Source organism: Mesorhizobium hawassense (assembly GCF_003289945.1).
In the GTDB taxonomy this organism is placed as follows: Bacteria; Pseudomonadota; Alphaproteobacteria; order Rhizobiales; family Rhizobiaceae; genus Mesorhizobium; species Mesorhizobium hawassense.
The window spans coordinates 1-25,221 of record NZ_QMBP01000006.1 but is presented as its reverse complement, the minus strand read 5'-3'; the positions used below and the strand labels follow the sequence as shown (position 1 = coordinate 25,221).

26 protein-coding genes and 1 tRNA gene are annotated in these 25,221 nt (G+C 64.6%); 13 read left to right on the top strand and 14 right to left on the bottom strand.

Annotation, left to right across the window (positions count from 1 at the left end):
- Positions 1 to 125: 125 nt before the first annotated feature.
- Positions 126 to 566, top strand: coding sequence for an Lrp/AsnC family transcriptional regulator (locus tag DPM33_RS14240; RefSeq protein ID WP_112098350.1), 441 nt, complete (start codon positions 126 to 128; stop codon positions 564 to 566).
- A 457-nt stretch (positions 567 to 1,023) separates the two neighbouring features.
- Positions 1,024 to 1,785 carry a hypothetical protein gene (locus DPM33_RS14235; protein ID WP_146770250.1) on the top strand — a complete coding sequence of 254 codons (762 nt, stop codon included), beginning with the start codon at positions 1,024 to 1,026 and terminating at the stop codon, positions 1,783 to 1,785.
- Positions 1,786 to 1,823: 38 nt separating this feature from the next.
- Here DPM33_RS14235 and DPM33_RS14230 read toward each other — a convergent pair whose 3' ends face one another.
- From DPM33_RS14230 to DPM33_RS14220, 3 genes are all read right to left on the bottom strand, one after another.
- Positions 1,824 to 2,339, bottom strand: a complete 516-nt coding sequence (locus DPM33_RS14230; RefSeq protein ID WP_146770249.1) for a hypothetical protein — start codon at positions 2,337 to 2,339, stop codon at positions 1,824 to 1,826.
- Between the two features lie 165 nt (positions 2,340 to 2,504).
- Positions 2,505 to 3,341, bottom strand: a complete 837-nt coding sequence (locus tag DPM33_RS14225) for an NYN domain-containing protein (RefSeq protein WP_112098349.1) — start codon at positions 3,339 to 3,341, stop codon at positions 2,505 to 2,507.
- Positions 3,342 to 3,511: 170 nt separating this feature from the next.
- Positions 3,512 to 3,586 (bottom strand) — tRNA-Gly (locus tag DPM33_RS14220).
- 198 nt (positions 3,587 to 3,784) lie between these two features.
- Between DPM33_RS14220 and DPM33_RS14215 the strand changes: the two genes are divergently transcribed.
- The 4 genes from DPM33_RS14215 (at position 3,785) to DPM33_RS14200 (ending at position 6,512) form a co-directional block, all read left to right on the top strand.
- Positions 3,785 to 4,279, top strand: coding sequence for a prolyl-tRNA synthetase associated domain-containing protein (locus tag DPM33_RS14215; protein ID WP_112098078.1), 495 nt, complete (start codon positions 3,785 to 3,787; stop codon positions 4,277 to 4,279).
- A gap of 102 nt (positions 4,280 to 4,381) precedes the next feature.
- Positions 4,382 to 5,374 carry a thioredoxin gene (gene trxA / locus DPM33_RS14210; RefSeq protein WP_112098077.1) on the top strand — a complete coding sequence of 331 codons (993 nt, stop codon included), beginning with the start codon at positions 4,382 to 4,384 and terminating at the stop codon, positions 5,372 to 5,374.
- A 161-nt stretch (positions 5,375 to 5,535) separates the two neighbouring features.
- The gene (locus DPM33_RS14205) at positions 5,536 to 6,207 is read left to right on the top strand and encodes an LON peptidase substrate-binding domain-containing protein (protein ID WP_112098076.1); all 672 of its coding nucleotides are present in this window, start codon (positions 5,536 to 5,538) and stop codon (positions 6,205 to 6,207) included.
- A 56-nt stretch (positions 6,208 to 6,263) separates the two neighbouring features.
- A complete protein-coding gene (locus DPM33_RS14200; RefSeq protein ID WP_167449067.1) occupies positions 6,264 to 6,512 on the top strand; it encodes a Trm112 family protein in 249 nt (82 codons plus the stop codon).
- 115 nt (positions 6,513 to 6,627) lie between these two features.
- Here DPM33_RS14200 and DPM33_RS14195 read toward each other — a convergent pair whose 3' ends face one another.
- The 6 genes from DPM33_RS14195 to DPM33_RS14165 all read right to left on the bottom strand — a co-directional run bounded on the left by DPM33_RS14195 (position 6,628) and on the right by DPM33_RS14165 (position 14,945).
- Positions 6,628 to 9,960 (bottom strand): error-prone DNA polymerase, encoded by a 3,333-nt coding sequence (locus DPM33_RS14195; protein WP_112098075.1) that lies wholly within the window; start codon positions 9,958 to 9,960, stop codon positions 6,628 to 6,630.
- Positions 9,957 to 11,432, bottom strand: a complete 1,476-nt coding sequence (locus DPM33_RS14190; protein ID WP_112098074.1) for a DUF6504 family protein — start codon at positions 11,430 to 11,432, stop codon at positions 9,957 to 9,959. The genes DPM33_RS14195 and DPM33_RS14190 overlap by 4 nt, the downstream gene beginning before the upstream one ends.
- A complete protein-coding gene (locus tag DPM33_RS36965; RefSeq protein WP_112098073.1) occupies positions 11,374 to 12,378 on the bottom strand; it encodes an ImuA family protein in 1,005 nt (334 codons plus the stop codon). The genes DPM33_RS14190 and DPM33_RS36965 overlap by 59 nt, the downstream gene beginning before the upstream one ends.
- Positions 12,379 to 12,602: 224 nt before the next feature.
- Positions 12,603 to 13,406 (bottom strand): DUF3037 domain-containing protein, encoded by an 804-nt coding sequence (locus DPM33_RS14175; protein ID WP_112098072.1) that lies wholly within the window; start codon positions 13,404 to 13,406, stop codon positions 12,603 to 12,605.
- Positions 13,403 to 14,185, bottom strand: a complete 783-nt coding sequence (locus tag DPM33_RS14170) for a HipA family kinase (RefSeq protein WP_146770248.1) — start codon at positions 14,183 to 14,185, stop codon at positions 13,403 to 13,405. Before DPM33_RS14170 ends, DPM33_RS14175 begins: the two co-directional genes overlap by 4 nt.
- Positions 14,186 to 14,312: 127 nt before the next feature.
- Positions 14,313 to 14,945 (bottom strand): LysE family translocator, encoded by a 633-nt coding sequence (locus tag DPM33_RS14165; protein WP_112098347.1) that lies wholly within the window; start codon positions 14,943 to 14,945, stop codon positions 14,313 to 14,315.
- Positions 14,946 to 15,072: 127 nt separating this feature from the next.
- Here DPM33_RS14165 and DPM33_RS14160 point away from each other — a divergent pair, with 127 nt between their 5' ends.
- Positions 15,073 to 15,513 (top strand): metallopeptidase family protein, encoded by a 441-nt coding sequence (locus tag DPM33_RS14160; RefSeq protein WP_112098070.1) that lies wholly within the window; start codon positions 15,073 to 15,075, stop codon positions 15,511 to 15,513.
- Between the two features lie 12 nt (positions 15,514 to 15,525).
- Here DPM33_RS14160 and DPM33_RS14155 read toward each other — a convergent pair whose 3' ends face one another.
- The gene (locus DPM33_RS14155) at positions 15,526 to 15,732 is read right to left on the bottom strand and encodes a DUF1737 domain-containing protein (protein WP_112098069.1); all 207 of its coding nucleotides are present in this window, start codon (positions 15,730 to 15,732) and stop codon (positions 15,526 to 15,528) included.
- Between the two features lie 69 nt (positions 15,733 to 15,801).
- A complete protein-coding gene (locus DPM33_RS14150; protein ID WP_112098068.1) occupies positions 15,802 to 16,680 on the bottom strand; it encodes an HpcH/HpaI aldolase/citrate lyase family protein in 879 nt (292 codons plus the stop codon).
- Positions 16,681 to 17,238: 558 nt separating this feature from the next.
- On the opposite strand from DPM33_RS14150, the gene DPM33_RS14145 reads away from it, so the two are divergent.
- From DPM33_RS14145 to DPM33_RS14125, 5 genes are all read left to right on the top strand, one after another.
- Positions 17,239 to 18,774, top strand: coding sequence for a DUF4153 domain-containing protein (locus DPM33_RS14145; protein ID WP_112098346.1), 1,536 nt, complete (start codon positions 17,239 to 17,241; stop codon positions 18,772 to 18,774).
- 4 nt (positions 18,775 to 18,778) lie between these two features.
- A complete protein-coding gene (locus DPM33_RS14140) occupies positions 18,779 to 19,477 on the top strand; it encodes a response regulator transcription factor (protein ID WP_112098067.1) in 699 nt (232 codons plus the stop codon).
- Between the two features lie 59 nt (positions 19,478 to 19,536).
- Positions 19,537 to 21,036, top strand: a complete 1,500-nt coding sequence (locus DPM33_RS14135) for a sensor histidine kinase (protein ID WP_425373517.1) — start codon at positions 19,537 to 19,539, stop codon at positions 21,034 to 21,036.
- Between the two features lie 105 nt (positions 21,037 to 21,141).
- The gene (locus DPM33_RS14130) at positions 21,142 to 22,308 is read left to right on the top strand and encodes an NAD(P)/FAD-dependent oxidoreductase (protein WP_112098065.1); all 1,167 of its coding nucleotides are present in this window, start codon (positions 21,142 to 21,144) and stop codon (positions 22,306 to 22,308) included.
- Between the two features lie 91 nt (positions 22,309 to 22,399).
- Entirely contained in the window at positions 22,400 to 23,308 is a 909-nt protein-coding gene (locus DPM33_RS14125; RefSeq protein WP_112098064.1) for a hypothetical protein, read from the top strand.
- A 60-nt stretch (positions 23,309 to 23,368) separates the two neighbouring features.
- On the opposite strand, the gene DPM33_RS14120 is transcribed toward DPM33_RS14125, so the two are convergent.
- The 3 genes from DPM33_RS14120 to DPM33_RS14110 form a co-directional block, all read right to left on the bottom strand.
- On the bottom strand, positions 23,369 to 23,830 hold the full coding sequence (locus DPM33_RS14120) for an SRPBCC family protein (protein WP_245442150.1): 462 nt from the start codon (positions 23,828 to 23,830) through the stop codon (positions 23,369 to 23,371).
- 74 nt (positions 23,831 to 23,904) lie between these two features.
- Positions 23,905 to 24,354 carry an SRPBCC family protein gene (locus DPM33_RS14115; RefSeq protein ID WP_112098062.1) on the bottom strand — a complete coding sequence of 150 codons (450 nt, stop codon included), beginning with the start codon at positions 24,352 to 24,354 and terminating at the stop codon, positions 23,905 to 23,907.
- Entirely contained in the window at positions 24,351 to 24,665 is a 315-nt protein-coding gene (locus tag DPM33_RS14110; RefSeq protein ID WP_208648411.1) for an ArsR/SmtB family transcription factor, read from the bottom strand. Before DPM33_RS14110 ends, DPM33_RS14115 begins: the two co-directional genes overlap by 4 nt.
- Positions 24,666 to 25,003: 338 nt before the next feature.
- On the opposite strand from DPM33_RS14110, the gene DPM33_RS14105 reads away from it, so the two are divergent.
- A partial coding sequence (locus DPM33_RS14105; protein ID WP_146770247.1) for a helix-turn-helix domain-containing protein occupies positions 25,004 to 25,221 on the top strand: 218 nt, incomplete at its 3' end.

Sequence of the window (25,221 nt, the reverse complement as noted above, 5' to 3'; positions counted from 1 at the left end):
CTTTAGCCCTCGCGATTGATGCCGGGATTGGATCATCACGGGCTGGCGGTTTGAACAGCGAAAATTGGCATTTCGAGAAGACTGATCTATCATATTGGATAGATGACTTGATCGAAATGGAAGAGATGGACGCTCTCGACGAAAAGCTGGTGACGCTGCTGAGGCACGATGCGCGGCGCAGCGTCTCCGACCTCGCCATCGATCTCGGCGTGTCGCGCGCCACGGTCAGGTCGCGCATGGAGCGGCTGGAGAAATCCGGCGAGATCATCGGCTACACGGTGGTGCTGCGCGCCGACGCGGTCGACCAGAAGATCCGCGGCGTGATGACGATCGAGATCGAAGGCCATGCCGCCGACCGCGTCGTCAAGGCGCTCGGCGGCCTCGCCGAGGTCTCGACCATCCACACCACCAATGGCCGCTGGGACCTGGTGGTCGAACTCGGCACCGCCACGCTCACCGATTTCGACGCCGTGCTGCGGCGGATAAGACTGATCCCAGGCATAACGGGCAGCGAGACCAGCCTGCTCTTGGCGACGCCGCGGACGACGAGGGCGCGGCTGGGGTAACGGGGCTATATGGATTTGATGAAGTCCTCGGGGCCATTCAGATTGCCGCCAGGCGGCTGCATGTCGCCTTCCAGCGCGGGTTTCCCACTCGCGAAAACCAGATCATATTGCTGCGGCAGCATCTCCGGCCGGGACTGGCTGTTGCCATAGGCCGCGCCGATCTTGTCGAGACCGAGCGCGGCGCAGCCGGATTCCAGCCGCGAAAGATCGCTTGCGGCCAGGCCACTGCTCTGAAAACGGCAGCGCTCTGCGCAACTGCCCGGGCGGTGCGCGCCGGGTGGTAAGGATCATCCTGCCAACCCGATGCTTGTGGGGCTGATGCGGCGTCCCTCTTGCAGAGCAGTGGTCGGGTGACGATGTTGCCTGTGGGCGGCCGGGCGTGGATGCTGGACTTCAAGCGCTTTGCCTACTATCGAGAGACAATCACAAACGCGTGACAACAGGGGCTTCGAGTCGCGTGAAAGTCAGATACGTCGCCGGCGTGAGCTGGCCGCGCAGCGGGCATCACCTGATGCATCGCCTTGCGCTCGCCTATTTCGGCGGCGACTTCAGGTACTGCCTGTTCTACACCAGCGATCCGGCCTGCTGCGGCAGCGCCCCGTGCACGCGCCTGGGCATGAACTTCACCAAGAACCACGACTTCGACCTGTCCGTCCCGATCCTGCCGGACGTGCCCTATCTGATCCAGTACCGTTCGCTCACGCCGGCGACGATCTCGGACTTCGAACTCTACCTGCTGGACGGCGGCGCAGACACCAAGGAAAGCTTTCAGGAATTCGCGCGCATCCGCGCCGAGGGCTGGGCAGCGTTCATGGCCAAGTGGGTCGACAGCCCGGTCCGTTTCGAACGTCTCCTGGTGCGCTACGAGGATCTGGTGGCCGATCCGCATCGGGCCTTCGACGCGGCCGTCCGGTTCTTCGCGCCGGGCACGAAGCCGGACCAGGAGCGGCTGGCGCGGGTCATAGAAGGCGAAACCCACGTTGCCGTCACCAAGCAGGAAGGCGAAAAGTGGACCGAGAAGGCCGGCGTGAGAGCGTTCCGCAAGGTGGAAGCCTTCCGCTTCCATGACGCCGGCTTCTTCAGCGAGCTCGAAGCCTTTGCGCAGGAAAAGCGGCGCAGCCTCGCCGTCGCACCGGTGGCAGAACCGGCAAGAGGCGTGGCCAGGCGCGCCCTCGACGGGCTTGCCCGCTCGGCCCGGCTGGTTGGGATCGGCCGCTAGAGCAATTCGAGGAAAATACGGAGCGAGGGCTGGCGGCGTCAGGCGACGCTGGCGACTAGAATGGGCGAATTGCCGGCGCGCCTGATGATTCCCGCATTGGCCAGGCCGGCAAGCTGCTCGGCCTCGCTTCGCGCCAGCCCGATCAGAAGCCGGTTTTCCAGCTCCGCCGGAAGGTCGGAAGCCAGATCGCAAACAAGCCAGTCGTCACACGGATCCTGCATCGCAGCGAACCGCGTCGGCGCTCCCTGCGCCAGCGCACCGAAATCTCCAATGAGCGCCGATCGCCTCGGCGCGCCCGGCTGTTGCGCCGAGAGGAATTCATCCGCCTGCCGGGCAAGCCGCTCGGCTTCCTCGCGAGTCAACCCAAGCAGCAATATGTCCGGCATCTGCGCTGGCAAATCCGACAGCAGATCATAGACCATCCATTGGCCGCACGGGTCCTGTAAGGCGGTAAACCTCATGGCCGATTTTTTGTTCTGGTATGCCCCAACGTAAAATTTGCGGGAAATGCTCCCCGCGAACCTGCCCGGCTGAATTGTCTCCAGCACTTTCACCGAACAATATAGTTGTCGGGGACCTAGCAAAAGGGGCTCTACAGTCCGTTGAAGATACGACTCAAGTCTGAGGAGCGGCTGACACTTTCCGGACGTCGGACGCTACCTACCGAGTCGAAGTGTCGCGCGCGACCAGGCGCCTGATCGTCGGCGTCTGGCGAGGCACTAGCGGCCGGTTCTCGGTGCGAGACGCGCATCAACCGTCTTCAATCGCACCATGACAATCTTTGGCTGATCGCCTACGCGCTCCACTTCAAGAATACCGGAGGCGGTCGCCAGATCGCTCAACCGCGGATAGCCGTAGTTTCTAGCGTCGAAGTCTGGTGATTGCTTTGCAAGGTGCGCTCCCACGCGCGCGAGATTCGCGCGGCCGTCTTCATCCGCCGATGCCTCGACTGCCTTTCGGAGCATGTCGAGCGCGGTGTCGTCCAGCTCGCCGCTTGCAGCTCCACCCTGTGCTGGCCTGCCTTTTTCTGCTTCGATATTGACGGATGCCGCAGCAACCTCGACGGACTTTCTACGGTCGCTCTCTTGTATATTTTGCGTTGCTTGCGGCGGCTCTACCGCCGCGCCGCCGAGCACGTCGATATATATGAACTTGTCGCAGGCTGTAATGAACGGCCGGGGCGTCTTACGTTCACCGAATCCGTAAACGGTTATGCCATGCTCGCGGATGCGAGAGGCGAGTCTTGCGAAATCGCTGTCGCTCGAGACGATGCAGAAGCCGGAAAACCGTCCTGTGTAGAGCAGGTCCATCGCGTCGATGATCATCGCGCCGTCCGTCGCGTTCTTGCCCGTCGCGTAGGCGAACTGCTGCACGGGCTGAAGAGAATGCTCAAGCAGGCATTCCTTCCAGCCATTGAGATTCGGCTTCGTCCAGTCTCCATAGATTCGTCTGACACTTGCCCGGCCGTAATTGGCGATCTCCGCAAGCAGCCCTGATATGATTTTCGGTGATGCGTTGTCGCCGTCGATCAAAAGCGCAAGTGTATCGCTCGCCATTTCGTAAGTTCCCCTCTGCACCTGCCACACGGTAACCCGGATTTCAGTTTGCGGTATTTTCGGGAAGAGTGGCAGATGGAAATCGACAGGGACGACTTCTTGGTTCGCCCCCAAATGCGAAAAAGCCGCGGCGAACCGCGGCTTTTCGTTGCTTGATCCCTAAGGGAAACTGGAGCGGGTGAAGCGATTCGAACGCTCGACCCCAACCTTGGCAAGGTTGTGCTCTACCCCTGAGCTACACCCGCTCGCGCGGCCTTGGCCGCAAGCCGGGCCTATATGGCCGAAGAGCGCGGCGATTGCAACAGGGAAATGACGGTCTTTTTCCCGAGGCCCGCAAGCGGCTGAATCCAGAGCCGCAAACGCTGGCCCGGCCGGCACGGCCTTGCCGGAATGGCATCGTTCGCCGTAAACGGCATGACGCTTCCCGATGATGCGAGGACCGAATGCCGAAGACCGAAGCCGAGCTCAACGCCTTTCTTGCCGATCTCGGCATTGCCGTGTCGACGGTGCGGCATCCGCCGCTGTTCACGGTGGCCGATTCGCAGGCCCTGCGCGGTGAAATCCATGGCGGCCACACCAAGAACCTGTTCCTCAAGGACAAGAAGGACAATTACTTCCTGGTCACGGTCGGCGAGGAGGCCGTGGTCGACCTGAAGCAGATCCACCACCTGATCGGCGCCGCCGGCCGGGTGTCGTTCGGCAGGCCGGAGATGCTGATGGAACTGCTCGGCGTCATCCCCGGGGCGGTCACCGTTTTCGGCCTGATCAACGACACGCAAGGCAAGGTCAAGGCGGTGCTCGACCAGGAGTTGATGAGCCACGACGTCATCAACGGCCATCCGCTGACCAACGAGGCGACGACCTCGATCGCCGCCGCCGATCTGATCAGATTCGTCGAGGCAACCGGCCACGATCCTGTTATCTTGAAGGTCTCATAATCTTGAAAGTCACGGCTTGATCGCCACATGGAGGGCGATTCCGAAATTTGACAATGACGCGCCGGGCGCCGACGCCCAGAGCGCGACCGAAAGGGCGACACGATGAGCGACGACAATCCGTATAGCGGCGCGTTTGGCGGCAATGGCGGCCAGTACGCCCAGACGGTGCAATATGGCGCCGGCGACCGCGCCAAGGTTTCGCTGGGCGACGCGCCGGCGGCCGCCGAGCTGATCAAGGACACGACGACCGCCACCTTCGCCGCCGACGTCATCCAGGAATCGCGCCGCCAGCCGGTGCTGGTCGACTTCTGGGCGCCGTGGTGCGGGCCGTGCAAGCAGCTGACGCCGCAGCTGGAAAAGGCGGTGCAGGCCGCCGGCGGCAAGGTCAAGCTGGTCAAGATGAACATCGACGATCATCCCTCGATCGCCGGCCAGCTCGGCATCCAGTCCATTCCCGCGGTCATCGCCTTCAAGGACGGCCAGCCGGTCGACGGCTTCATGGGCGCTATCCCCGAAAGCCAGATCGCCCAGTTCATCCAGAAGATCGGCGGCAAGGGCGGCGGCGCGCCGCAGATCGCGGACGCGCTTGCCGCGGCGACCGAGGCGCGCACGGCCGGCGACGCCCAGACCGCGGCCGACATCTATGACGCGATCCTGGAGCAGGCGCCGGAGACGATCGAGGCGGTCGCGGGGCTGGGCGAGATCCTGTTCGATGCCGGCGACGCGGAAGGCGCCGAAGCCGTCCTGGCCCGGGCGCCGGAGGACAAGAAGGACGCGCCGGTGCTGGCCGCGCTGCGCGCCAAGATGGCGCTTGCGGCGGAAGCCGCGGCGCTCGGCAATCCGGCCGAGTTCGAGCGTAGGCTTGCCGCCGATCCGGCCGACCATCAGGCGCGCTTCGACCTGGCGATGATTCAGAACGCGCGCGGCGAGCGGAATGCGGCCGCCGACAACCTGCTTTCGATCGTCAAGGCCGACCGGACGTGGAACGACGACGGCGCCAGGGCGCAGCTGTTGAAGCTATTCGAGGCTTGGGGAATGACCGACGAGGCGACGCTCGCGGCGCGGCGCAAGCTGTCGTCGCTGCTGTTTTCGTAAGAGTTTTTACCGGCTATCGTAGCCGGCAGGCTTGAGCTGTGGGGCATCAGCGCCAGATAAGGGCGGGGCTGGTGGTGCTGCTGCCATTCAAGACGGGTTTGGCGGTGCGAGAGGAGATTGCGGGTTGATGCGCTTGCCGGCATTGCTGTGGGAGGGTCGCGGTGCGCGTCGGTAACGCACTCTACCGGCTGGCCAAGGATCTGCCGCCGGCAATCCCGGTGTTTCCGCTTGCCGGAGCGCTGCTCCTGCCTGGCGGCCGCATGCCGCTCAACATTTTCGAGCCGCGATACCTGCAGATGATCGACCAGGCGATGGCCGGTTCGCGGCTGATCGGCATGATCCAGCCCAGCCTCGACGGCGCCTTGCGGGACGATGGCGAGCCGGAACTGTGCAATGTCGGCTGCGCCGGGCGCATCATCTCGCTCGCCGAGACCGGCGACGGCCGCTATTTGATCTCGCTGCAGGGCGTGTGCCGGTTCCGCATAGGGCAGGAGATCGCGGCAAAGGCGCCGTTCCGGCAGTGCAAGATCGCGCCGTTTCTGGCCGACCTCGAGGAAGATCCGGCCGCCGCCGAAGTCGACCGGCCGGCGCTGCTCAAGGCGTTTCGCGCCTATCTGCAGGCCAACGACCTCGAGGCCGACTGGGAGAGCGTCAGCCGCGCCGAAAACGGCATGCTGGTCAACGCGCTGTCGATGATGGCGCCATACGGACCGGCCGAGAAGCAGGCGCTGCTGGAAGCGCCGGACCTGAAGACGCGCGCCGAAACGCTGATTGCGATAACCGAAATGACGCTGGCGCGGGAGGATGACGATTTTGGTTCCAGCATCCAGTAAGTGTATCGAGATTCGGCCCGAGTTGAATCCCGACGCATCCCAGGTCGCGGGAGGATATGTTGGTGGCTGATGGACGTGACGGGCGGAAGGCCGACGTTGATCCGAAATTGCTTGAACTGCTCGCCTGCCCGCTGACCAAGGGGCCGCTGACCTGGGATCCCGAGCGCAGCGAGCTGGTTTCGCGCGTGGCGAAGCTCGCCTATCCGGTGCGCGACGGCATCCCGGTCATGCTGCCTTCGGAAGCGCGCACGATCTCGGCCGAGGACATGCTGACGCCTCAGCCGCGGCTCGGCGGGCCGTCGTAGATCTTCTTCCCCTGACGGAGCAGAATTCCGCACCGTCGCGGCTCTTCAAAGTCGCGGCATGATCCTCGGGTCTGCGCCGCGTCGCTTCGCCCGTGGATGACGAAGGTGCTTGCGGCTACTGGAAGTTACGACCTCTGGGCATGACCTGCCGGGCCTCACTGGACAGCGTCGCGGTATCTTGCTGTACGGCCATGCCACGGCCAGGGTCCGTGGGCCGATAGGGGGCCGTTTCGTCGTGTCGATGCTCGATGACGGGCGCCTCGTGCAGCAGCACGCTCAGCCAGGAGGTTAGGTCCTCGATCCTGTCGGCGACGATGTGGATGACGTCCGATTCATGCTGCAGCTTGCCGGTGACGCGGATGAAGCGCGCGCCCATGACGATGGAGCGGAAGCGGTCGAAGACGCGCGGCCAGATGATGACGTTGGCGATCGACTTTTCGTCCTCCAGGGTCAGGAAGATCGCATTGCCCTTGCCCGGACGCTGGCGCACCAGCACCAGCCCGGCGACGGAGACGCGGCGGCCGTCGCGCACCGACGGCAGGCAGGCATTGGGGGTGATGCCGGCGCGCTCCAGCCGTTCGCGCAGGAAGGCGACGGGATGCTCTTTCAACGACAGGCCGAGCGAGCGATAGTCGTGCACGACATGCTCGCCGAGCGGCATCTTCGGTAGTCTGGTTTCCGGCTCCAGCTCGCGCAGGCTGAGCGACGGCTGGTCGAACAGCGGCAGTTTTTCGGCGGCGCTCTTGCCGTCGAGGGCGCGGACTTCCCAGAGCGCTGAGCGACGGTCGAGCCCGATCGAGCGGAAAGCGTCGGCCTGCGCCAGCCTTTCGATCTCGCCGACATCGAGGCCCGAACGCAGCCAGACATCGCGAACCGACCGGTAGCCCTCGCCGCGGCGGCCAACGACTATATCCATACGCTCCTCGGAGAGACCCTTGATCTGACGGAAGCCAAGCCGCACGGCATGCGCGGTCTCGATGACGCCACGCATCGAGGCGTGGCGCTCGAGGATGCGCGACGGATCGAAGGCCGTCTCCTCCAGCGTGCAGTCCCAGACGGAATGGTTGATGTCGACCTCGCGCACCTCGACGCCATGGTCGCGCGCGTCGCGCACGAGCTGGGCCGGCTGGTAGAAACCCATCGGCTGCGCGTTGAGGATCGCGGCGCAGAAGACATCCGGATAGAAGGTCTTGAACCAGCAGGAGGCATAGACCAGCAGCGCGAAGGAGGCGGCGTGGCTTTCGGGAAAGCCGTATTCGCCAAAACCCTCGATCTGCTTGAAACAGCGCTCGGCAAACTCCTTCTCGTAGCCATTGCCGACCATGCCGTCGATCATGCGCTGGCGGTAATTGCCGATGGTGCCGGTGCGCTTGAAGGTCGCCATGGCACGGCGCAGCTCGTCGGCCTCGCCCGGCCGGAAGCCGCCGGCGACGATGGCGATCTTCATCGCCTGTTCCTGGAACAGCGGCACGCCCAGCGTCTTGCCGAGGATCTTCTTCAGCTCCAGGCTGGGGTAATGGACCGCCTCCTTGCCCTGCCGGCGGCGCAGATAGGGATGCACCATGTCGCCCTGGATCGGACCGGGACGCACGATCGCCACCTCGATGACGAGATCGTAGAAGGTGCGTGGTTTGAGGCGCGGCAGCATCGACATCTGGGCGCGCGACTCGATCTGGAAGACGCCGAGCGTGTCGGCCCTGCAGATCATGTCATAGACACGCTCATCGGCTTCACGGAGCGTCGCAAGGGTCAGCGGCCGCCCATAATCGTCCCGCGCCTGCGGATAATGATGCGTGAGCAAGGTGAAGGCGCGCTTCAGGCAGGTCAGCATGCCGAGGGCCAGCACGTCCACTTTCAGGATCTTCACCGCGTCGAGGTCGTCCTTGTCCCACTCGACCATCTTGCGCTCCTCCATCGCCGTCTTGACGATGGGAACCACCTCGTCGAGCCGGTCGCGGGTGATGACGAAGCCGCCGACATGCTGGGAGAGGTGGCGGGGGAAGCCCATGATCTCGTTGGCGCGCTCCAGCACCTGCCTGGACAGCGGATCGGTGCGGTCGAGACCGCCGGCATTGGCCTCCCTTTCGCCGAGCTCGGAGGTCGACCAGCCCCAGATGGTGCTGGACAGCGCGCTGCGGACATCCTCCGACAGGCCCATGGCCTTCGCCACCTCGCGCAGCGCCGAGCGGCCGCGATAGCTGATCACGGCAGCGGCCAAAGCGGTGCGCTTGGCGCTGTATTTCTCGTAGATATAGGCGATGACCTCGTCGCGCCGCTCATGCTCGAAATCGACGTCGATGTCGGGTGGTTCGTTGCGCTCCTCGGAGATGAAGCGCTCGAACAGGGTGTCGATGCGTTCCGGGCCGACTTCGGTGATGCCGATGCAGAAGCAGATGATCGAATTGGCGGCCGAGCCACGGCCCTGGCAAAGGATGTCCTTGCTGCGCGCGAATTTGACGATGTCGTGGACGGTGAGGAAATAGCGGGCATAGTTCAGGCGCTCGATCAGAGCGAGCTCGCTGTCGATGCGCTGCGTGACATGATCGGGAACGCCGGCCGGATAGCGCACGGTGGCGCCTTCGCGCGCCAGGCGTTCGAGCTCGGCCTGCGGTCCGAGCCCGGATTCGGTCGGCTCGTCCGGGTAATTGTATTCGAGGTCGCTGAGCGCGAAGGAAAGCTCGTCGGCGAAGCGCAGCGTCTCGGCCAGCGCCTGCGGGTGGCGGCGGAAAAGCCGCGCCATTTCCAGCGGCGGCTTCAGATGGCGCTCGGCATTGGCCGTCAGCTCCAGCCCGACCTCGCAAACCGGCGTGTTGAGGCGGATCGCGGTGAGCACGTCCTGCAGCGGCCGGCGATCGGCGGCGTGATAGAGCACGTCATTGGTCGCCATCAGCGGCACGCGCGCCTCTCCGGCCATCGCCGCCGCCTGCTCGATGCGGAAACGGTCATTGCCGGCATAGTCCGGCGCCACGGCCAGCCGGAGCGCCGCGCCAAAACGATTTTTGAGCCGGCTAATGAGCGACAGCCTGTCTTCGGCGCCGCCGGACAGATCGGGCAGGATCGCCAACGACATCCGATCGCCCCATTCGAGCAGGTCGCTCATTTCCAGCAGCGTCGCGCCCTTCTCGTTCTCGTCGCGCAGATTGGCTTGCGTGAGCATGCGGCAGAGATGCCCCCAGCCCTGGCGGTCGCGCGGGTAGGCGAGGATGTCCGGCGTGCCGTCGCCGAACACCAGGCGGCAGCCGGGGTGATAGGCGAGCTTTTCGACCCTGGCCTGCTGCCAGGCGCGCACGACGCCGGCGACGGTGTTGCGGTCAGCCAGGCCGATCGAGGCAAAGCCGTAGAATTTCGCCGTGACCACCAGCTCTTCGGGTTTCGAGGCGCCGCGCAGGAAGGAGAAATTCGACCGGATGCCGAACTCGGCATAGGGGATGACGGTCAGCGCGTTCATGCGAACACCCCATGCATGTACCAGCGCGGCGGTACGGCCTGCTCGACGCTGCCGTAGAGGCCCTGGCGGTAGAGCCAGTAGCGGCGGCCTTCGCTGTCCTCGATGCGGTAATAGTCGCGGGTCGGCGCCTCTTCCTCGCCGGGCAGTTGGCGCCACCACTCGGCGGCGATGCGCTCCGGCCCTTCGGCGCGGGCGACGCGGTAAAGCGCGCGCCGCCAGCGGAAATTCATCGGCGGACCCTCGGGGATTTCGGTCGCCGGCACGTCGATCGGCTCGGGCGAGCGGAACAGCCGCACCGGCCGCTCCGGCGGATAGATGGTCATCGGTGGCGCCGTCCGTCCGGCCGCCGGCGCGCGCCTCTGCGGCGCTTCGGCGAAAGGCACGGTTTTGACGGCGCGTTCCGGCAGATGGCTTTCGACGACGACCGGCTTCAGCACGGCGGCCTCGCCGAGGCGGGCGCGGACCCGGTCGGCGAAGAGCGCGATGTCGGCGTCATCGTCGTCGGCCTCGCCGGTCAGGTCGCCCTGTAACATGTCGAAGGCGGCTACCGACAGCACGGAGAGCCGCACCAGGTCGAAGCCGAAGCCGGCATCGATATTCTGCTCCAATGCGGTCAGCCGCTCGTGGAACAGTTTCTGGATCAGCCGCGGCTCGCGCATCGGGCGCGAGGTGCCGACGGCGATGCGGCTGACGGCGCCGTCGACGCGGAAGAGAAGCAGCGCCAGCGTCCTTGCGCCCTCGCCGCGCCGTTCGAGGTCGGTTTTCAAGGCGACGGCAAGCCGGCTTATGAGCCGCTCGATGTCGTCGGTGTGCATGACCGGCTCGGCAAGGTGGCGCTCGACCGAGAGCGGCGCGACGGGCAGGCGCGGCGACACTGCCTCGTCGAGGCGGCCGAGCGCCTGGTCGAGGCGCAGAAGCAGGGTGGCGCCGAAGCGGCGGGCGAGCGGCGCGCGCGGTGCCGCCATCACCGCGCCGGCGGTGCGCAGGCCGACACTCTCCAGGCCGGCGCGGGTCTCCGGCGCGATGCGCAGCGCCGACAAGGGCAACGGCGCCAGCAGCGCCTCCTCCTCGCCGCCGGCCACGATGCGGTCGCCATGGAAGCGCGCCGCCGCCCAGGCGGCGCCCGGCGTGGAGGCGAGGCCGGCGCGGACATCGAAACCCTGCTGGAAGAAGCGGGTGAGGATCTCGTCCTGCATGGCGCGCTCGCCGCCGAAGAGATGCGTGCAGCCGGTGACGTCGAGAAACAACCCGTCCTCGGCGTCGATCGCCACCAGCGGCGTGTAACGGTCGCACCAGTCGGCAAGACCTTCGAGCAGGCGCCGGTCGGCTTCCGCGTCGGCCTCGACCACGTCGATCGAGGGATGCATGGCGCGGGCATCGGCAATGCCCATGCCGCGCTTCAGTTTGAGCGCCTCAGCCCGCTCGTCGAGGGCTGCTATGCGTTGGGTGTTGTTGTCGCGATGGCTTATCACCAGTGGCAGATGTTGCGACGGCCGGGAACGCCAGGACCGCCCCAGACGCTGGCGCAGGATCCGCTCCGCGGCCAGATGCGGGAACCACAGCGACAGAATTCTCTGTTCTTTCGGCAAAAGCGTGCTCATCGGGGTTCCACTCCAGTGTGAATTGTCCGGGCAGGGCCGTGCGGCTCTTGCCGATATCGACTTTGAAGGCGGGGCGGCCGATCGAGCCGGCGAGCGGCCCGGCGACCGTTTCGCGGTTTGCCGCCGGCGCCGCCGAGACGATGAGGCGCACGGGCGCCGCGGTGGGGTCGGCCTCGCCGGCCTGGCGCAGCAACAGCACCGGGCGGTTGGCGCTTTGAGCCCGCGCGTGCAGCCGGCGCGTGGCGGTGAGGTCGAGCCGCTGCGGGCTGCCGCGGACCTCGAGGATGACGGCGGCGAAGGCCGTCATGCGGGCGGCCTCCTCGGCGATCCACAGCGCGTCGAGCAGTTTCGGCGCCTCGGAAAACAGCAATTGCTCCGGCTCGATGCCGAACAAAGCGTGAAGGCCCCTGGCATAGGGAAGGCCGGCCTCATGGAAAATTTCCGCCGTGCCGACCCAAAGGATCGGCAGGCCCTGCTTCTCTCTGAGGATCAGGCTTACGAGTGACAGCGCGAAGCCGGCGACGGCTCCGGCATCGCGGGTCTCCAGGCCATGGATCTCGCTGAGCGCTGCCTTGGGCAGGCCGCCGCCAAGGGCGCTGTCGAGGCGTTCAATGCCGGTGTGCAGGAAGGCGTTCGCCGAAGCCACGGCAAGGCCGTGCCGGATGATCGTCATGTCCGGCGTCATATCCGATCCAGTAGCATCGATAGGCGCGCCAGGCGCCGGCGCCTGCAGGCGCTCGGGCAGCGTTCCTTCGATCTTCGCGATCTGGCGGCGCAGGGCAAAAACAGTGTCCCGCGCCACGGCGCTCATCGCCATGACGTTCACTTCCGGCAGCAGTTGTTCCTGTTATGTTCCTATAGATTCCAGAGGCACCCGGAAGAGTCAAGCGGAGTCACAAGGAATTTATTCCTCATAATGACTGACGAGCGTCCCAACACCGCCCCAAGGCAAAATCACTTAGTCAGCAGCAATCCGGGCGGTTTAAACCCACCGGTCGGGAACCTGAAGCTCATGAGAGTGGAGCGTCTTTCGACTCGCTATCAATAAGCTTTTGGGCCGCCGTGATCCTCGGCCGCCTTCTTGATGTCTGCGATTAATGGATCAAGGTTGTCCATATCGAAGAACGAGACATGATGCCCGAGCATGAGGTCGTGAATAGCCCCAGCAAAGCTCTGTGGCTGCGCGGAAAGATCGCCAACGACTATCAGCTTCTTTTTTGACGACGAGGCGTCCTCCAGCCACTGCCCTTTCACAGCGCGGCTGGCAGCCTCCTTGAAAGCCTCGTTCGTTTCACCCTCCAGCCGCACCGGATCGATATAGTTGTAAGCTCCGTTCTGGTAGGCAAAAGGCGCTTTCACCTCGACGGACTGCGGGAGTTGGACCGCCTGCGGACGCTCGTCGATCAGATTCAGGACGCCTGCTTGATTTAAGCGCCTACGAAGCACCGACGCAGCTCTGGTACTACGCAAGTGCTTCGGGGACTGTTTGACCATCTCCTCGAACAGAGCCGCCAAGTCCTGCTCTGCGTTCTTGACCAAGAAGGGCAAAGGCCTCGACATTTGCACCATGCCCGAACGCAGATCGATAAATCTCTCGACCGAATGGCGATCCCAGCGCGACGGGAAATCAGCCTTTATCCGATTCTGGATAGAGTCCCGGAGCATACGGAGATGCTGTTTGTCCTGAGGACCGAACACCTTTTCGATGCGTTTTATATCCGGCTCGACCTTCACGCGCACTTCGCCTGTCGGCGCAAAGACGACGACGCCAATGTTGACGAACTCGAACCGGTCGGGAGCCGGCGAGTATTGGATAACGGAATAGAAGCCCTGTCGGTCGCTCATGGCATGTTCCGTAGCATTGGTTGTTCAACGAGTTTCATCGGTAACGATTGAGCAAGGAAATCGGCCCTCTGCTCAAAAAAACTTGCTAGGTCGAGTCGTTCTTGCGCTCCGAGTCCCCATTCTGGCGGGACCGAATTAACAATTTCGTCTAAGGCTGCGCGGTTGATGGACAGCATCGCCTGCACTGCTTCTGCGACTGCGCCCGCACTTATATAGGGCCGAAATTCCGGGAAAAAGCCATAGACATTTTCGTCGCGGATCAGGGCTTGGTCCCTCAACTCGGCTGTATCGAACTGGACATCCACGATGCAGTGGGAGTGATCTATGGGCGCTAACCGGTAGAGCCTATCGCCAAGCGTCTCGAAGAGCAGATTGTCCCGATTGAGGTTATAGACGCCTTCTGCCTCCGTAGGGAAACATCGGTCGCCATTCCTGATCCAGGTATCAAAGACGATCAGTCGGGCAAGGTCGTTTGGATCGTCTAGTCGCTTCACAAACTCATCGGTCCCGTCGCTCGGAACGCCTTCGATGTGCTTTGAGAAAAAGGCTGGCGGAAGAATGTGGCCATGATGATCGAGCATTGGGATATCGATCTCAATCGCCCACACCACAGCAAATGGCGGGATGTCGAGGCACATCTGCGTGCCAAGCTCTGCCGCGACAAGTTCCGAAATAAGGGCCGTAGCGCCAGCTGGGCTTTGTGCCCCTTTGAGGTAGCCGTTGCCCGCATCTGTGCCAACCAGCGCCGGCTTTGTCGATGAAGGGAAATAGCGCACCACGCGCCTAACTTCCTCCGGCTGACAAACCGTCCCACATGCAAGAGCCATGACGCCCCACCCATTCCAATTCCCGATTGCATACATCGCAATGGGAACGGAATCGATTCCTTAAGGATTCGCCCTGGTTTCAACGCTGGCCGACGAAGGCCAGCCGTGCCGCCAGTCCGGCGAAGACGGTTCCGAGCAGGATTTGCGGCGCGCGCCGAAACCGCGTGCGCCGCGACAGAGCGGCGCCGAAGCGGCTCGCGGTCAGGATTACCAGCCCATTGACCAGCAGCCCGATCAAATTGAGGACGGTCGCCAGCACCAGGATCTGGCCCGCCACGGATCCCGTTTCGGGATGCACGAATTGCGGGAACAGCGCCAGCACGAACAGCGCCATCTTCGGGTTGAGCAGATTGGTCAGCAGGCCCTGCCGGAAGATGCGTACGCGCGAATAGCGCGGCAGGCCAGTGGCCGGCGCGAGCGGCGCCCCGTCGGAACGGAATGCCTTCCAGGCGAGATAAGCGAGGTAGGCGGCGCCGGCATAGCGCACGACGTCGTAAGCGATCGGCGCCGCCAGGAACAACTGCGACAGGCCGAAGGCGGCGGCCAGCGCATGGCAATAGGTGCCGGCGGCAATGCCGGCATAGGTCGCGAGGCCCGAGGCGCGCCCCTGGCTGGCGCTGCGCGAGGCGATCAACAACATGTCCGGCCCCGGCGTGGCGGTCAGCGCGAGGCAGGCGATGGCGAAAAGTCCGAGGGTGGAAAGGTCCGGCATGAGAAACTCCTGAATCATGACCGGAACCGAGCCATAGCCGATTCACAAAGGATTCGAAACCAGGAATTGCCGGCTCATTTGCCTCTGTCGGCGCGAAAGCCTATATGCCGGGATCAAAGGACATTTCATGGCCCGTATCTACAAGACACGCACCTGGCACGACCAGCTCTCGCCGTCGATGGACGAGATGGAGCTTCTCGCGCTGGAGACCTATGCCCATCTGCCGGAAGAGTTCCGCAAGCTCACCGGCGAGATCATCATCCAGATCGCCGATTTCCCGACCGACGAGATCATGGACGACCTGTCGCTGGAGACGCCCTTCGACCTGCTCGGCCTGTTCGAGGGGCGCGGCATCGCCGAGCGCTGGAACCCGCAGACCGGCGAGGGTCCGAACCGCATCACGCTCTACCGCCGCGCCATCCTCGACTATTGGGCCGAGAACGAAGAGACGCTGGGCGACATCGTCACCCATGTGCTGATCCACGAGATCGGCCACCATTTCGGCCTGTCGGACGACGACATGGAGCGGATCGAGGAGGCGGCCGAGCAGCAGACGGCGGCGAGTTGAGCGCTTAAGCCATTACCAGTCGCTGAGCTTGGTGTCGGCTGTGTATTCCTGGCCTTCGACGTCCTTCACCACGGCCTGGCCGCAGCGCATCGCATTGCTTGCCTGGTCAAAGCCGTAAGTCGGCGAGCCGAACAGGTGCCAGCCCTTGTTCAGCGCCGCCGTTACCTTGTGGCAGAAGGTGGCGTCGTCAGGGCCGGTGAGGAAGCGGTAGAGTTTCATGGAGCCTATCCTGTCGTGGGGCGGGAAAGCCGCTCCCGGTTCTGAAAATCGTGTTTCGCGCCCGGCGCATCATGCGCCGATGATCGCGGCCTTCGCCAGAAGTTTCTCCGCTTCCGCCAGATGCAGCCGCTCGACCATGCGGCCATCCATCGCAATGACGCCCCTGCCGGCGTTTTCGGGCCGCGCGAACGCGTCCCTGATCGCGCCGGCCCTGGCCAGCGCCTCGGGCGACGGCGAAAAAGCGTGGTTCGCCGCCTCGATCTGGGCGGGATGGATCAGCGACTTGCCGTCGAAGCCCACGGCCGCCGCTTCGGCGCATTCGCGCGCCAGGGCGTCGAGGTCGCGAAAATCATTGGCGACGCCGTCGATGACGTCGAGGCCGCCGGCGCGCGCGGCGAGCACGAGCTGCAGCAGCCAGGGCATCAGATAGCGCCGGTCAGGCGTCGCCAGAACGCCGGTGCTCTTCACCAGGTCGTTCGTTCCGGCAACGAAACAAGCCAGCCGCGAAGCCGGGTCGCGGCCGAGCTCGGCGATCGCGCCGATGTTGAGCAGCGCCTTGGGCGTCTCGACCATCGCCCATAGTCTCACGCTGTCCGGCGCGAAATTGTCGTCGAGCAGGTCGCCGGCTTCGAGGATGTCGCGCGGCGTACCGATCTTGGGCAGAAGGATGCCGTCGGGCTCGGCCCTGGCCACGGCCACGAGATCGTCGGCGCCCCATTCGCTGGCGAGCGGATTGATGCGCACCACCATCTCGCAGCGCCTTTGGGGGCCGGCGAGGATGCCGGCAATCTTGTCGCGCGCCGCGGCCTTGTCGGCGGGCAGGACGCCGTCCTCGAGGTCGATGATGACCGCGTCGCAGGCAAGCGAGGCGAGCTTGGCGAGCGCCTTGTCGTTGGAGGCCGGGATGTAGAGCACCGAGCGGCGCGGGCGGTAGGTGTCGACGGTCATGGCCGATCTATGCCGGGTGATGGCGGGTGAGGCAAGGCGGAGCCCCTCGGGGGGCGGGACAATCGCATATGGCAGCGCCAGCCCCCTCTCCGTCTCGGCGCTGTGCGCCGAGCCACCTCTCCCCCACTTTGTGGGGGCGAGGAAACGCTAACCGCCGGACGGCGCGGCCTTTGCAAGCTTGGGATCCTCGCCCCCGCCAGAGGTGGGGGAGAGGTGGCTCGGCGAAGCCGAGACGGAGAGGGGGAGCGCCCTATGCGATTGTCCCGTCTCAAGGAGAGCTGGTCTGCACGAAAACTGCAAAGCCTTGCTGAAAAGCTCCGGGATTCCGCCGCGCGCTTACCGCGCCCGCCGGCGAAAAAGCGGCATGCGAACACGTCACACATCCCGCTGGCCCCTGCCGCGCCGGCTCCGCACCGAAGGCTGGTGGCTCGTCGAGCCGCAAGGACGGCGGGTCACGGCGACGGTGATTGCCTTCAGATCGCGGCCGGCACGCGGCGGCAAGACGACAGCAGCCAGGAAGGCACGGCGATGACGACGACGACCATGACGGCGCCGGCGATGAAGGCATCGCTCGTCCCGAGCCATTGCCGCCGCGTCGGCGCCGGTATCCTTTTGGTGGCGCTGGCCGATTTTCTTTTCTATGGCCAGCCGGCCGGCATCAGCGCCTTCATCTTCGCCATCGTGCTCGCGGCCGCCGTCGTCGCCATCCATCCGACCGGGCTGAACGATGCCAGGGTGTGGCTGAAGCCGGCGGCGCTGTTCGCCGCGTTGCTGCCGCTCGTCGAAAATGTCAGCCCGCTCTCGGTGCTGGTCGCAATTGCCGCGCTGGCGATCTTCGCGTTGTCGCTGGCCGGCCGGCTGCGGACGAGGCCCGCTCGTATCGCGCGCCAGCTTGGCCTGTTCCTGCTGGCTGCACCCTTCCGTTTCGCCCGCGACTTCTTTCGCTGGCGCAAGGTGGCGCGCCAACTGGGACGACCCCGGCTCCGGCTGGCGGCAATCGCCGTCTGGGTCATGCCGCTGACGCTCGGCCTCGCCTTCCTGGCGCTGTTCGGCGCCGCCAACCCGATCATCGAGCACTGGCTGTCACTGATCGATCTCTATGCGCTGCTCGACAAGATCGAGCTGCCCCGGCTGATCTTCTGGCTGGTCGTGCTGGCCGGCGTCTGGGCCTTCCTGCGACCACGCCTGCCGCGCTTCGCTCCCCGCTTGAGGCGCGTCGTGCCGGCCGCGCCCGTGGCGCGACCAGCGAGGATATCCGCCGAGGACGTCCTCTTCGGCAAGGCGGCGATTCTTCGCGCGCTGATCGTCTTCAACGCGCTGTTTTCGGTGCAGAGCGCGCTCGACGCCACCTATCTCTGGGGCGGCGTCGCGCTTCCCAACGGGCTGACCTACGCCGCCTACGCGCATCGCGGCGCCTATCCACTGGTCGCCACCGCGCTGCTTGCCGCCGGTTTCGTGCTGGTGGCGCTGCGCTCGGGCAGCGAAACGTCCCGCGATCCGCTGATCCGCCGGCTGGTCTATCTCTGGGTGGCGCAGAGCATCGTGCTGGTCATCTCCTCCATCTTGCGGCTCGACCTTTACGTGGGGATGTATGCGCTGACCTATCTGCGCGTCGCCGCCTTCATCTGGATGGGGCTGGTGGCGGCCGGGCTGGCGCTCATCGTCGCCCGCATCGCGCTGGCCAAATCCGGCGAATGGCTGCTCTCCGCCAATCTTCTGACGCTTTCGGCGACGCTTTATGTCTGCTGCTTCGTCAACTTCGCCGCCACGATCGCCAATTTCAATGTCGACCATTCCCTGGAAATGACGGGTCAAGGCGTTCCCCTCGATTTCGCCTATTTGCATTCGCTCGGTCCCGCAGCCATGCCGGCATTCGCTCGCCTTATCGAGCATCAGAGCAAAACGACAGCGGCCGACGAGCCTGGCTATCGCGCACTTGTTGCCGTGGAGAAATCGGACAAAGTCCGCTACCTCGCCGCACAGGAAAGCTGGCGGGCCTGGAGCTTTCGCGACTGGCGGCTTCTTCGCTATCTCGACAGGCAAGTGCCGTTCGTGGTTCCTGACAATTCGCAATCCCAATCGCCGGGCCGCTGATTCCATGCCGCACAACATCCTCGTCGCCGACGACGACCCGCATATCCGCGAGATCATCTGCTTCGCGCTGGAAAAGGCCGGCATGAAGACGGCCGCGGTGGCCGACGGCGCCGCGGCGCTGCAGGCGGTCGAGCGCCGCGCGCCCGACCTCATCGTGCTCGACATCGGCATGCCGGAGATGGACGGGCTCGAGGTCTGCCGGCGGCTCAGGCAAAAATCCGATGTGCCGGTGCTGTTTTTGTCGGCGCGCGACGAAGAGATCGATCGTATCCTCGGGCTGGAGATGGGCGGCGACGACTATGTGACCAAGCCGTTCAGCCCGCGCGAGCTGGTCGCCCGCGTCAACGTCATCCTGCGCCGCGCGCGTCCGGCGCCGGTGGAGGAAGAAGCGGACGACCCGGCGTTCGCGCATGGCAAGCTCATGCTCGTCCCGGCAAGCCATGCGGCGAGCTTCGACGGCAAGCCGCTCACCTTGACGGCGATCGAGTTCGCGATCCTCAAAGGCTTTCTCGCCCGCCCGCAGCATGTGCTCGGCCGCGACGCGGTGATGGCCAATGCCTATGCCTCCAACATCCATGTCTCGGAACGCACCGTCGACAGCCACATCCGCAACGTGCGGGCCAAGCTGGCGGCGGTTGGCTGCGCGGATGTGATCGCGACGGTGCATGGCGTCGGCTTCCGGCTCGGCCGATGCGGTGGTTGAGCAAGGAAAGGTGGCGGCCGCGGCTCGCCACCGTCGTCATCGCCATCCTGATCGTGGTCATGGCGCTGCCGCTGGTCGGGTTGTTCTTCTTCCGGCTCTATGAGAACCAGCTGATCCGCCAGACGGAGGGCGAGCTCATCGCGCAAGGCGCGGTCGTCGCCGCCATCTATGCCAGCGAGGTTCGCGCGGCCGGCATTGCCCCGGAAAAGCTCGGCGCGCCGGTCTCGGCCGATCCGACGCGGGACAACAACTATCCCTACGACCCGATCGAGCCGCGCCTCGATCTTGCCTATGACGATGTCATGCCGTCGCGGCCGGCGGCGCTTGCCGCCACCGCCGATCCCACCTTCGCGGCAATAGGCGCGCGGCTCGACGGCATTCTGGACGAAACGCAGAAAACGACGCTTGCCGGCTTCCGGCTGCTCGATCCGCGCGGCGTGGTGATTGCCGGCGGCGACGAGGTGGGCCAGTCGCTCGGAGCAATCGAGGAGGTGCGGACCGCGCTCTCCGGCGCCTATGCCAGCGAACTCAGGCTGCGCATCCCCGACCAGCCGCCGCCGCCGCTCTATTCGGTGAGCCGCGGCACCAAGGTGCGCGTCTTCGTCGCCATGCCGGTCGAGGTCGATGGCCGGGTCGCCGGCGTCGTCTATCTGTCGCGAACGCCCAACAACATCGTCAAGCATCTTTATGGCGAGCGCGGCAAGGTGACGTTGGCGGCGATCGCCATACTCGGCGGCACGCTGCTCATCGCACTGGTGTTCATCCGCACCGTCAGCCGGCCGATCTATGCGCTGATCGAGCGCACCAAACGCATCGCCGCCGGCGACCGCGACGCGATCCGGCCGCTCGACCACCACGGCACGCGCGAGATGGCGGCGCTGTCGACGGCCTTTCTCGACATGGCGACCAAGCTGCAGGCGCGCTCCGACAGCATCCAGACCTTCGCCACCCATGTCTCGCATGAGCTGAAATCGCCTCTGACGGCGATCCAGGGCGCGGCGGAACTGCTGCGCGATTCCGGCGGCGCGATGGACGAGGCCGAGCGCAAGCGCTTCTCCAACAACATCGTCACCGACGCCGGGCGGCTCAATCTCTTGGTGCGCCGGCTGCTCGACCTGGCGCGCGCCGAAAACCTGGCGCCGAGCGGCGAAAACACGACGCTCAGCAGTGCGCTAGCGCTGCTGCCGATCGACACGAGGCTGGAGACGCGCATCGAGGGCGGCGGCGATATCAGGCTCGGCATCTCGGCCGAGAATCTGGGGATCGTGCTCGCCAACCTGATCGACAATTCGGCAAGACATGGCGCCCGACAGGTGGCGATCCATGCCTCGGTCGCCGGCGAGCGCGTGTTCGTCCAGATCGGCGACGATGGCGACGGTATCTCGGCCGCCAACCGCGCCAGGATCTTCGAGCCGTTCTTCACCACGCGGCGCGAGACTGGCGGCACCGGCATGGGGCTCGGCATCGTGCTGGCCCTCCTGAAAGCGCATGATGGCACGATCAGGCTGGTTGACTCCGAGCGCGGCACGCGCTTCGAGATCGACTTGCCGGTTGCGTGAAGACGCAGGCGGCTTTCTACGCGATTCCGGACGGGCCGCTACGACGAAGTCGTCGAGCGTAACCGCTACACACTTTTCCTGGAATTGCTCTGGATCGGAGAAAAAATGCGCTACGACATCGTCATCATCGGCGGGGCCATAGTCGGGTCCTCGGTCGCCTACTATCTGCGCGAGGAAGGCTTTACTGGCTCGATCGCGCTGATCGAGCGCGATCCGCAATTCTCCCATGCGGCGACGACCTTGTCGCTGGCTTCGATCCGCCAGCAATTCTCGATCCCTGAAAACATCCGCCTGTCGCAGTTCACGCTGAAACTGTTCCGGCGGCTGAAGGAAACCTTCGGCGCCGACGCCGATATCGGCTTTCGCGAGGGCGGCTACCTGATCCTTGCCGGCGAGGTCGGGCTGCCGATCCTGAAGGCCAATCACGAGACGCAGGTCGCCGAGGGCGCCGATATCCTGCTCGAGGATGCCGACCAGCTGGCGCGCCGCTTCCCATGGCTGTCGGTCGAAGATGTTTCCGCCGGCGCCTTTGGCCGCAGCGGCGAGGGCTGGTTCGACGCGCATGCACTGCTGACGCTGTTCCGCAAGGCGCTGCGCGACAAGAAGATCGATTTCACCGCGGCTTCCGCCACCGGCATCGTGCGCGACGGCAATCGCGTCACCGGTGTGACGCTCGACAATGGCGAGACGCTCGAGGCCGGCATCGTCGTCAATGCCGCCGGCCCGAACGCCGGCAAGGTCGCGGCTTTTGCCGGGCTCGCGCTGCCGGTCGAGCCGCGCAAGCGCAACGTCTTCGTCTTCGAGGCGCGCGAGAAATATGCCGATATGCCGTTGCTTGTCGATCCGTCTGGCATCTATGTGCGGCCGGAAGGCTCTGTCTATCTCACCGGCGGCGCCGAGCCGGAAGAAGGCGATCATGCGCCCGACCCGAAGGATTTCGACGTCAACTGGCCGCTGTTCGAAGAGGTGATCTGGCCGACTCTAGCCACCCGCATCCCGGCCTTCGAGGCGATCAAGCCGACACGCGCCTGGGTCGGACATTACGATTACAACACGCTCGACCAGAACGCGGTGATCGGGCCGCATCCGGAAGTCGGGAATTTCCTCTTCGCCAACGGCTTTTCCGGCCACGGCCTGCAGCAGGCGCCGGCGGTCGGCAAGTCGATCGCAGAACTCGTCATGCATGGCGGCTATCGGACCATCGACTGCACGGCGTTTGGCTACAGCCGTGTGGCGGAGGGGCGGGCGTTCCGGGAGCTGAACGTGATTTGATCGGCAGGACCGGTCCCAGCCGAGGAAAGCCGTTGCTTCCTGCTTGCCGCATCATGCTAGTTAGAACCTATCGGACGCCCCGGGGGAAGCATTGCTCAAAAAGGCTGTCGAGACTTTTCGGCGCACGACGGCGGGCCGATCGCTTCTGGGCCTCCGTCACCAGATCCTGTACCGCCAGTTCCTGGCGAGCGCGGTGTCAAAAGGCCGTGCATTCGCCAGCGGCCTGAGCGGAAAGCCCGAGCGAAATTATTGTTTCGCCATCGCGTTCAACACGCCGTGGATCATCGACGTGCTCACCAAGGCCTGGCAGGTCTTCCCTACCGGGACGAGGCTTGTGGTGATCGACAATTCGTCGAAGCAGGACGCGCGAACCTCGATCGAGGCAATCTGCGCGCGGCGCGGGGTCGCGTATTTCGGACTGCCCCGGAATTTCGAGGCGAATCCTTCCAGATCGCATGGCGTCTCCCAGACCTGGGTCTTCCACAACATCGTCAAGCACCTCAAGCCCGACATGTTCGGGTTCATCGATCACGATTGCTTTCCGATCGGACCGATCGATATCGCTGGGCGCGTCGGCAGCAAGATCGGCTATGGGATGCCGCTGCGTGCCAGGTCCAGCTACCTCTATAAGGCAGCGGAAGACGAGCCAGGCTGGTATTACTGGGCCGGCCTCTGCTTCTACAATTTCGCCGCTGTCGAGCATGCGAAGCTCGATTTCAGGAATCGGCTCGACATTGGAATGGATACCGGTGGCGGCAACTGGCCGGTGCTGTATTCGAAGCATCCCGTCGCGGAATTCGAGATGGCCCGGAAAAATCGCGTCGCGGTGAGCGTCGAGGGGACGATCGCCGACTACGAACTGTATGACGAGGTCCTCTTCCATGTCGGCGGTGCGTCCTACCGCTCGGGCGCGAAAAGCCCGGACTACCGACGCCTGCTGTCGGATCACATCTGGAACACCTATCTCGGCGGAACCCAGGATCGCCTGGTTTCCAGGTGAGCTCGATCGAGCGACGCTCGTCTCGAGCGCCGCAGCGTTTCACGGAAGCGCCGAACCGCTTCACGTTTTTGCCAGGCTCGCTTCCAAATACCGCTGCAGCCACCCGAGCACCCTCGCCCAGCCCTCGGCGTGTTCGGCCGCCGCGTCCGGGAAACCGGCAAATCCGCCATGGCAGATGGTGAGCCGGGTGCCGCCGTCGATCGGCTCCAGCAGATAGGCGACCGTGGTTTCGCGGCGACCCAGCGTCGGGTGGTCCCAGTCGTAGCGCCTCGTCTGCACGATCCGGCGCGGCATCTCGATTTCGAGGAATTTCCCGCCGGCGGGCAGGCGCTCGCCCTCGGCGGTCCGCACCGTGACGCTCCAGCCTCCGCCAATGCGCAGGTCCGCAGACCAGCCGGTCATGCGGTAGGTCCCCATCGAGCCCCACCAACGCTCAACCTGCTTGGTGACGAGCGCCGCCATGACCTCGTCCGGCGAAGCAGGAAGGTCGGCCGAGGCCATGACCGTCTCGGCATTCGCCATGGCTTGCGGTAAGGAAAAGTGAAGCATCAAATTCACCTTTACCGGTAATTGTTTCGTGCCCGAAACGAAGAAGGTTAGCCCTTTGATGGCGGGCGCTCGAAGCCCTTGCCGGTCTCGAGCAGGCTCTTGAGGCTCGCCAGCACCAGCGGCCAGCCCTTGGCGACGTTCGGGATCAGGCTGTGCGGGCCGTCGGCCTCGTGGGTGACGGCGAGCTTCATCAATTCGCCGTCCGGCTCGATGGTGAAGGTGCAACGCGTGTAGCCGTCCTCCTTCACCTCGGGCAGCCATTCGTTGCGCCATTTGATCACCAGGCGCTTGGGCGGGTCGATCTCCAGGATTTCGCCGGAGTCGGCGACGCGGCCGTCAGGAAAAATCAGCTTCCAGGTCGAGCCGACCTTCCAGTCGCTCTCCTGATAGGAGCAAAGGAAGAACTGCCGGTTGAATTCCGGATCGGTCAGCGCCTGCCAAAGCTTCTCGGGCGTTGTGCGGATATAGGTGACATAGACGAAGCTGTTCTCGCTCACGGCTCTTCCCTTTCAAGGCGTTGCTTCAGGTCGCTCAATGCATTCAGCCGATGGCGCTCGAACTTGCCGATCCAGCGCTCGGCGATCTCGTTGATCGGAACCGGGTTGAGGTAATGCGCCTTCTCCCGGCCCCGGCGGATGGTGGTGACGAGGTTCGCCTCTTCGAGGATCGCCAGATGCTTGGTCACCGCCTGCCGCGTCATCTCCATATGCTCGCAGAGCGCGTTCAGCGTCTGCCCGTTGCGGGCATGGAGACTGTCCAGCAACAGCCGGCGGGTGGGGTCGGCCAAAGCGCGAAAGGCAGCGTCCATGCTCATGGCTTTAATATGCAACCATTTGGTTGCATGTCAAGCGGCGGCAAAAATATTCTGCCGCCTGATGACTGCTTGCCTGGGTTTTCTGTCGGATTGTGCATGTCTTGAGGCGGCTTCGCTTTTGAGCAGCGCCTTCCCCCACTCCGTCGCTGCTTCGCAGCGCCACCTCTCCCCCCTCCGGAGGGAGAGGAAGGGAGCCAGGGCTGGCGAGCTCACCGGTTCCTCTCCCCCGTCGATCGGGGGAGAGGTGTCGAGCTGTCCGAACCGGATAGATAGGTAACAGAATGGACCGATTAGATGGGTGACAGTTTTCTCGCCCGCCGGGAGGACCGGCGATGGTTTGGCGAGAGACAGGGCTCATGGATGAGCGGCTTCGTTTTGTTGTGGAATGCCTATCTGGCGAGGAGACGATGACGCAGTTGTGCGCGGCCTTCGAGATCTCGCGCAAGACCGGCTACAAATGGCTGGAACGCTATCGCGAGTTCGGCCCGCAGGGTCTGCACGACCGGCCGCGGGCGCCGCTTGACCACGGCCGGGCAACGGCAGCGGACCT

What these genes read in the sequence shown, in the direction of transcription:
- DPM33_RS14140 (WP_112098067.1), top strand. Translation starts at nt 18,779, where the DNA reads ATGCCGCACAACATCCTCGTCGCCGACGACGACCCGCATATCCGCGAG.
- DPM33_RS14145 (WP_112098346.1), top strand. Translation starts at nt 17,239, where the DNA reads ATGAAGGCATCGCTCGTCCCGAGCCATTGCCGCCGCGTCGGCGCCGGT.
- DPM33_RS14155 (WP_112098069.1), bottom strand. Translation starts at nt 15,732, where the DNA reads ATGAAACTCTACCGCTTCCTCACCGGCCCTGACGACGCCACCTTCTGC.
- trxA (WP_112098077.1), top strand. Translation starts at nt 4,382, where the DNA reads ATGAGCGACGACAATCCGTATAGCGGCGCGTTTGGCGGCAATGGCGGC.
- DPM33_RS14175 (WP_112098072.1), bottom strand. Translation starts at nt 13,406, where the DNA reads ATGAGCGACCGACAGGGCTTCTATTCCGTTATCCAATACTCGCCGGCT.
- DPM33_RS36965 (WP_112098073.1), bottom strand. Translation starts at nt 12,378, where the DNA reads ATGGCGATGAGCGCCGTGGCGCGGGACACTGTTTTTGCCCTGCGCCGC.
- DPM33_RS14165 (WP_112098347.1), bottom strand. Translation starts at nt 14,945, where the DNA reads ATGCCGGACCTTTCCACCCTCGGACTTTTCGCCATCGCCTGCCTCGCG.
- DPM33_RS14160 (WP_112098070.1), top strand. Translation starts at nt 15,073, where the DNA reads ATGGCCCGTATCTACAAGACACGCACCTGGCACGACCAGCTCTCGCCG.
- DPM33_RS14200 (WP_167449067.1), top strand. Translation starts at nt 6,264, where the DNA reads ATGTTGGTGGCTGATGGACGTGACGGGCGGAAGGCCGACGTTGATCCG.
- DPM33_RS14215 (WP_112098078.1), top strand. Translation starts at nt 3,785, where the DNA reads ATGCCGAAGACCGAAGCCGAGCTCAACGCCTTTCTTGCCGATCTCGGC.
- DPM33_RS14120 (WP_245442150.1), bottom strand. Translation starts at nt 23,830, where the DNA reads ATGGCGAATGCCGAGACGGTCATGGCCTCGGCCGACCTTCCTGCTTCG.
- DPM33_RS14110 (WP_208648411.1), bottom strand. Translation starts at nt 24,665, where the DNA reads ATGGACGCTGCCTTTCGCGCTTTGGCCGACCCCACCCGCCGGCTGTTG.
- DPM33_RS14195 (WP_112098075.1), bottom strand. Translation starts at nt 9,960, where the DNA reads ATGAACGCGCTGACCGTCATCCCCTATGCCGAGTTCGGCATCCGGTCG.
- DPM33_RS14225 (WP_112098349.1), bottom strand. Translation starts at nt 3,341, where the DNA reads ATGGCGAGCGATACACTTGCGCTTTTGATCGACGGCGACAACGCATCA.
- DPM33_RS14150 (WP_112098068.1), bottom strand. Translation starts at nt 16,680, where the DNA reads ATGACCGTCGACACCTACCGCCCGCGCCGCTCGGTGCTCTACATCCCG.
- DPM33_RS14135 (WP_425373517.1), top strand. Translation starts at nt 19,537, where the DNA reads ATGGCGCTGCCGCTGGTCGGGTTGTTCTTCTTCCGGCTCTATGAGAAC.
- DPM33_RS14130 (WP_112098065.1), top strand. Translation starts at nt 21,142, where the DNA reads ATGCGCTACGACATCGTCATCATCGGCGGGGCCATAGTCGGGTCCTCG.
- DPM33_RS14240 (WP_112098350.1), top strand. Translation starts at nt 126, where the DNA reads ATGGACGCTCTCGACGAAAAGCTGGTGACGCTGCTGAGGCACGATGCG.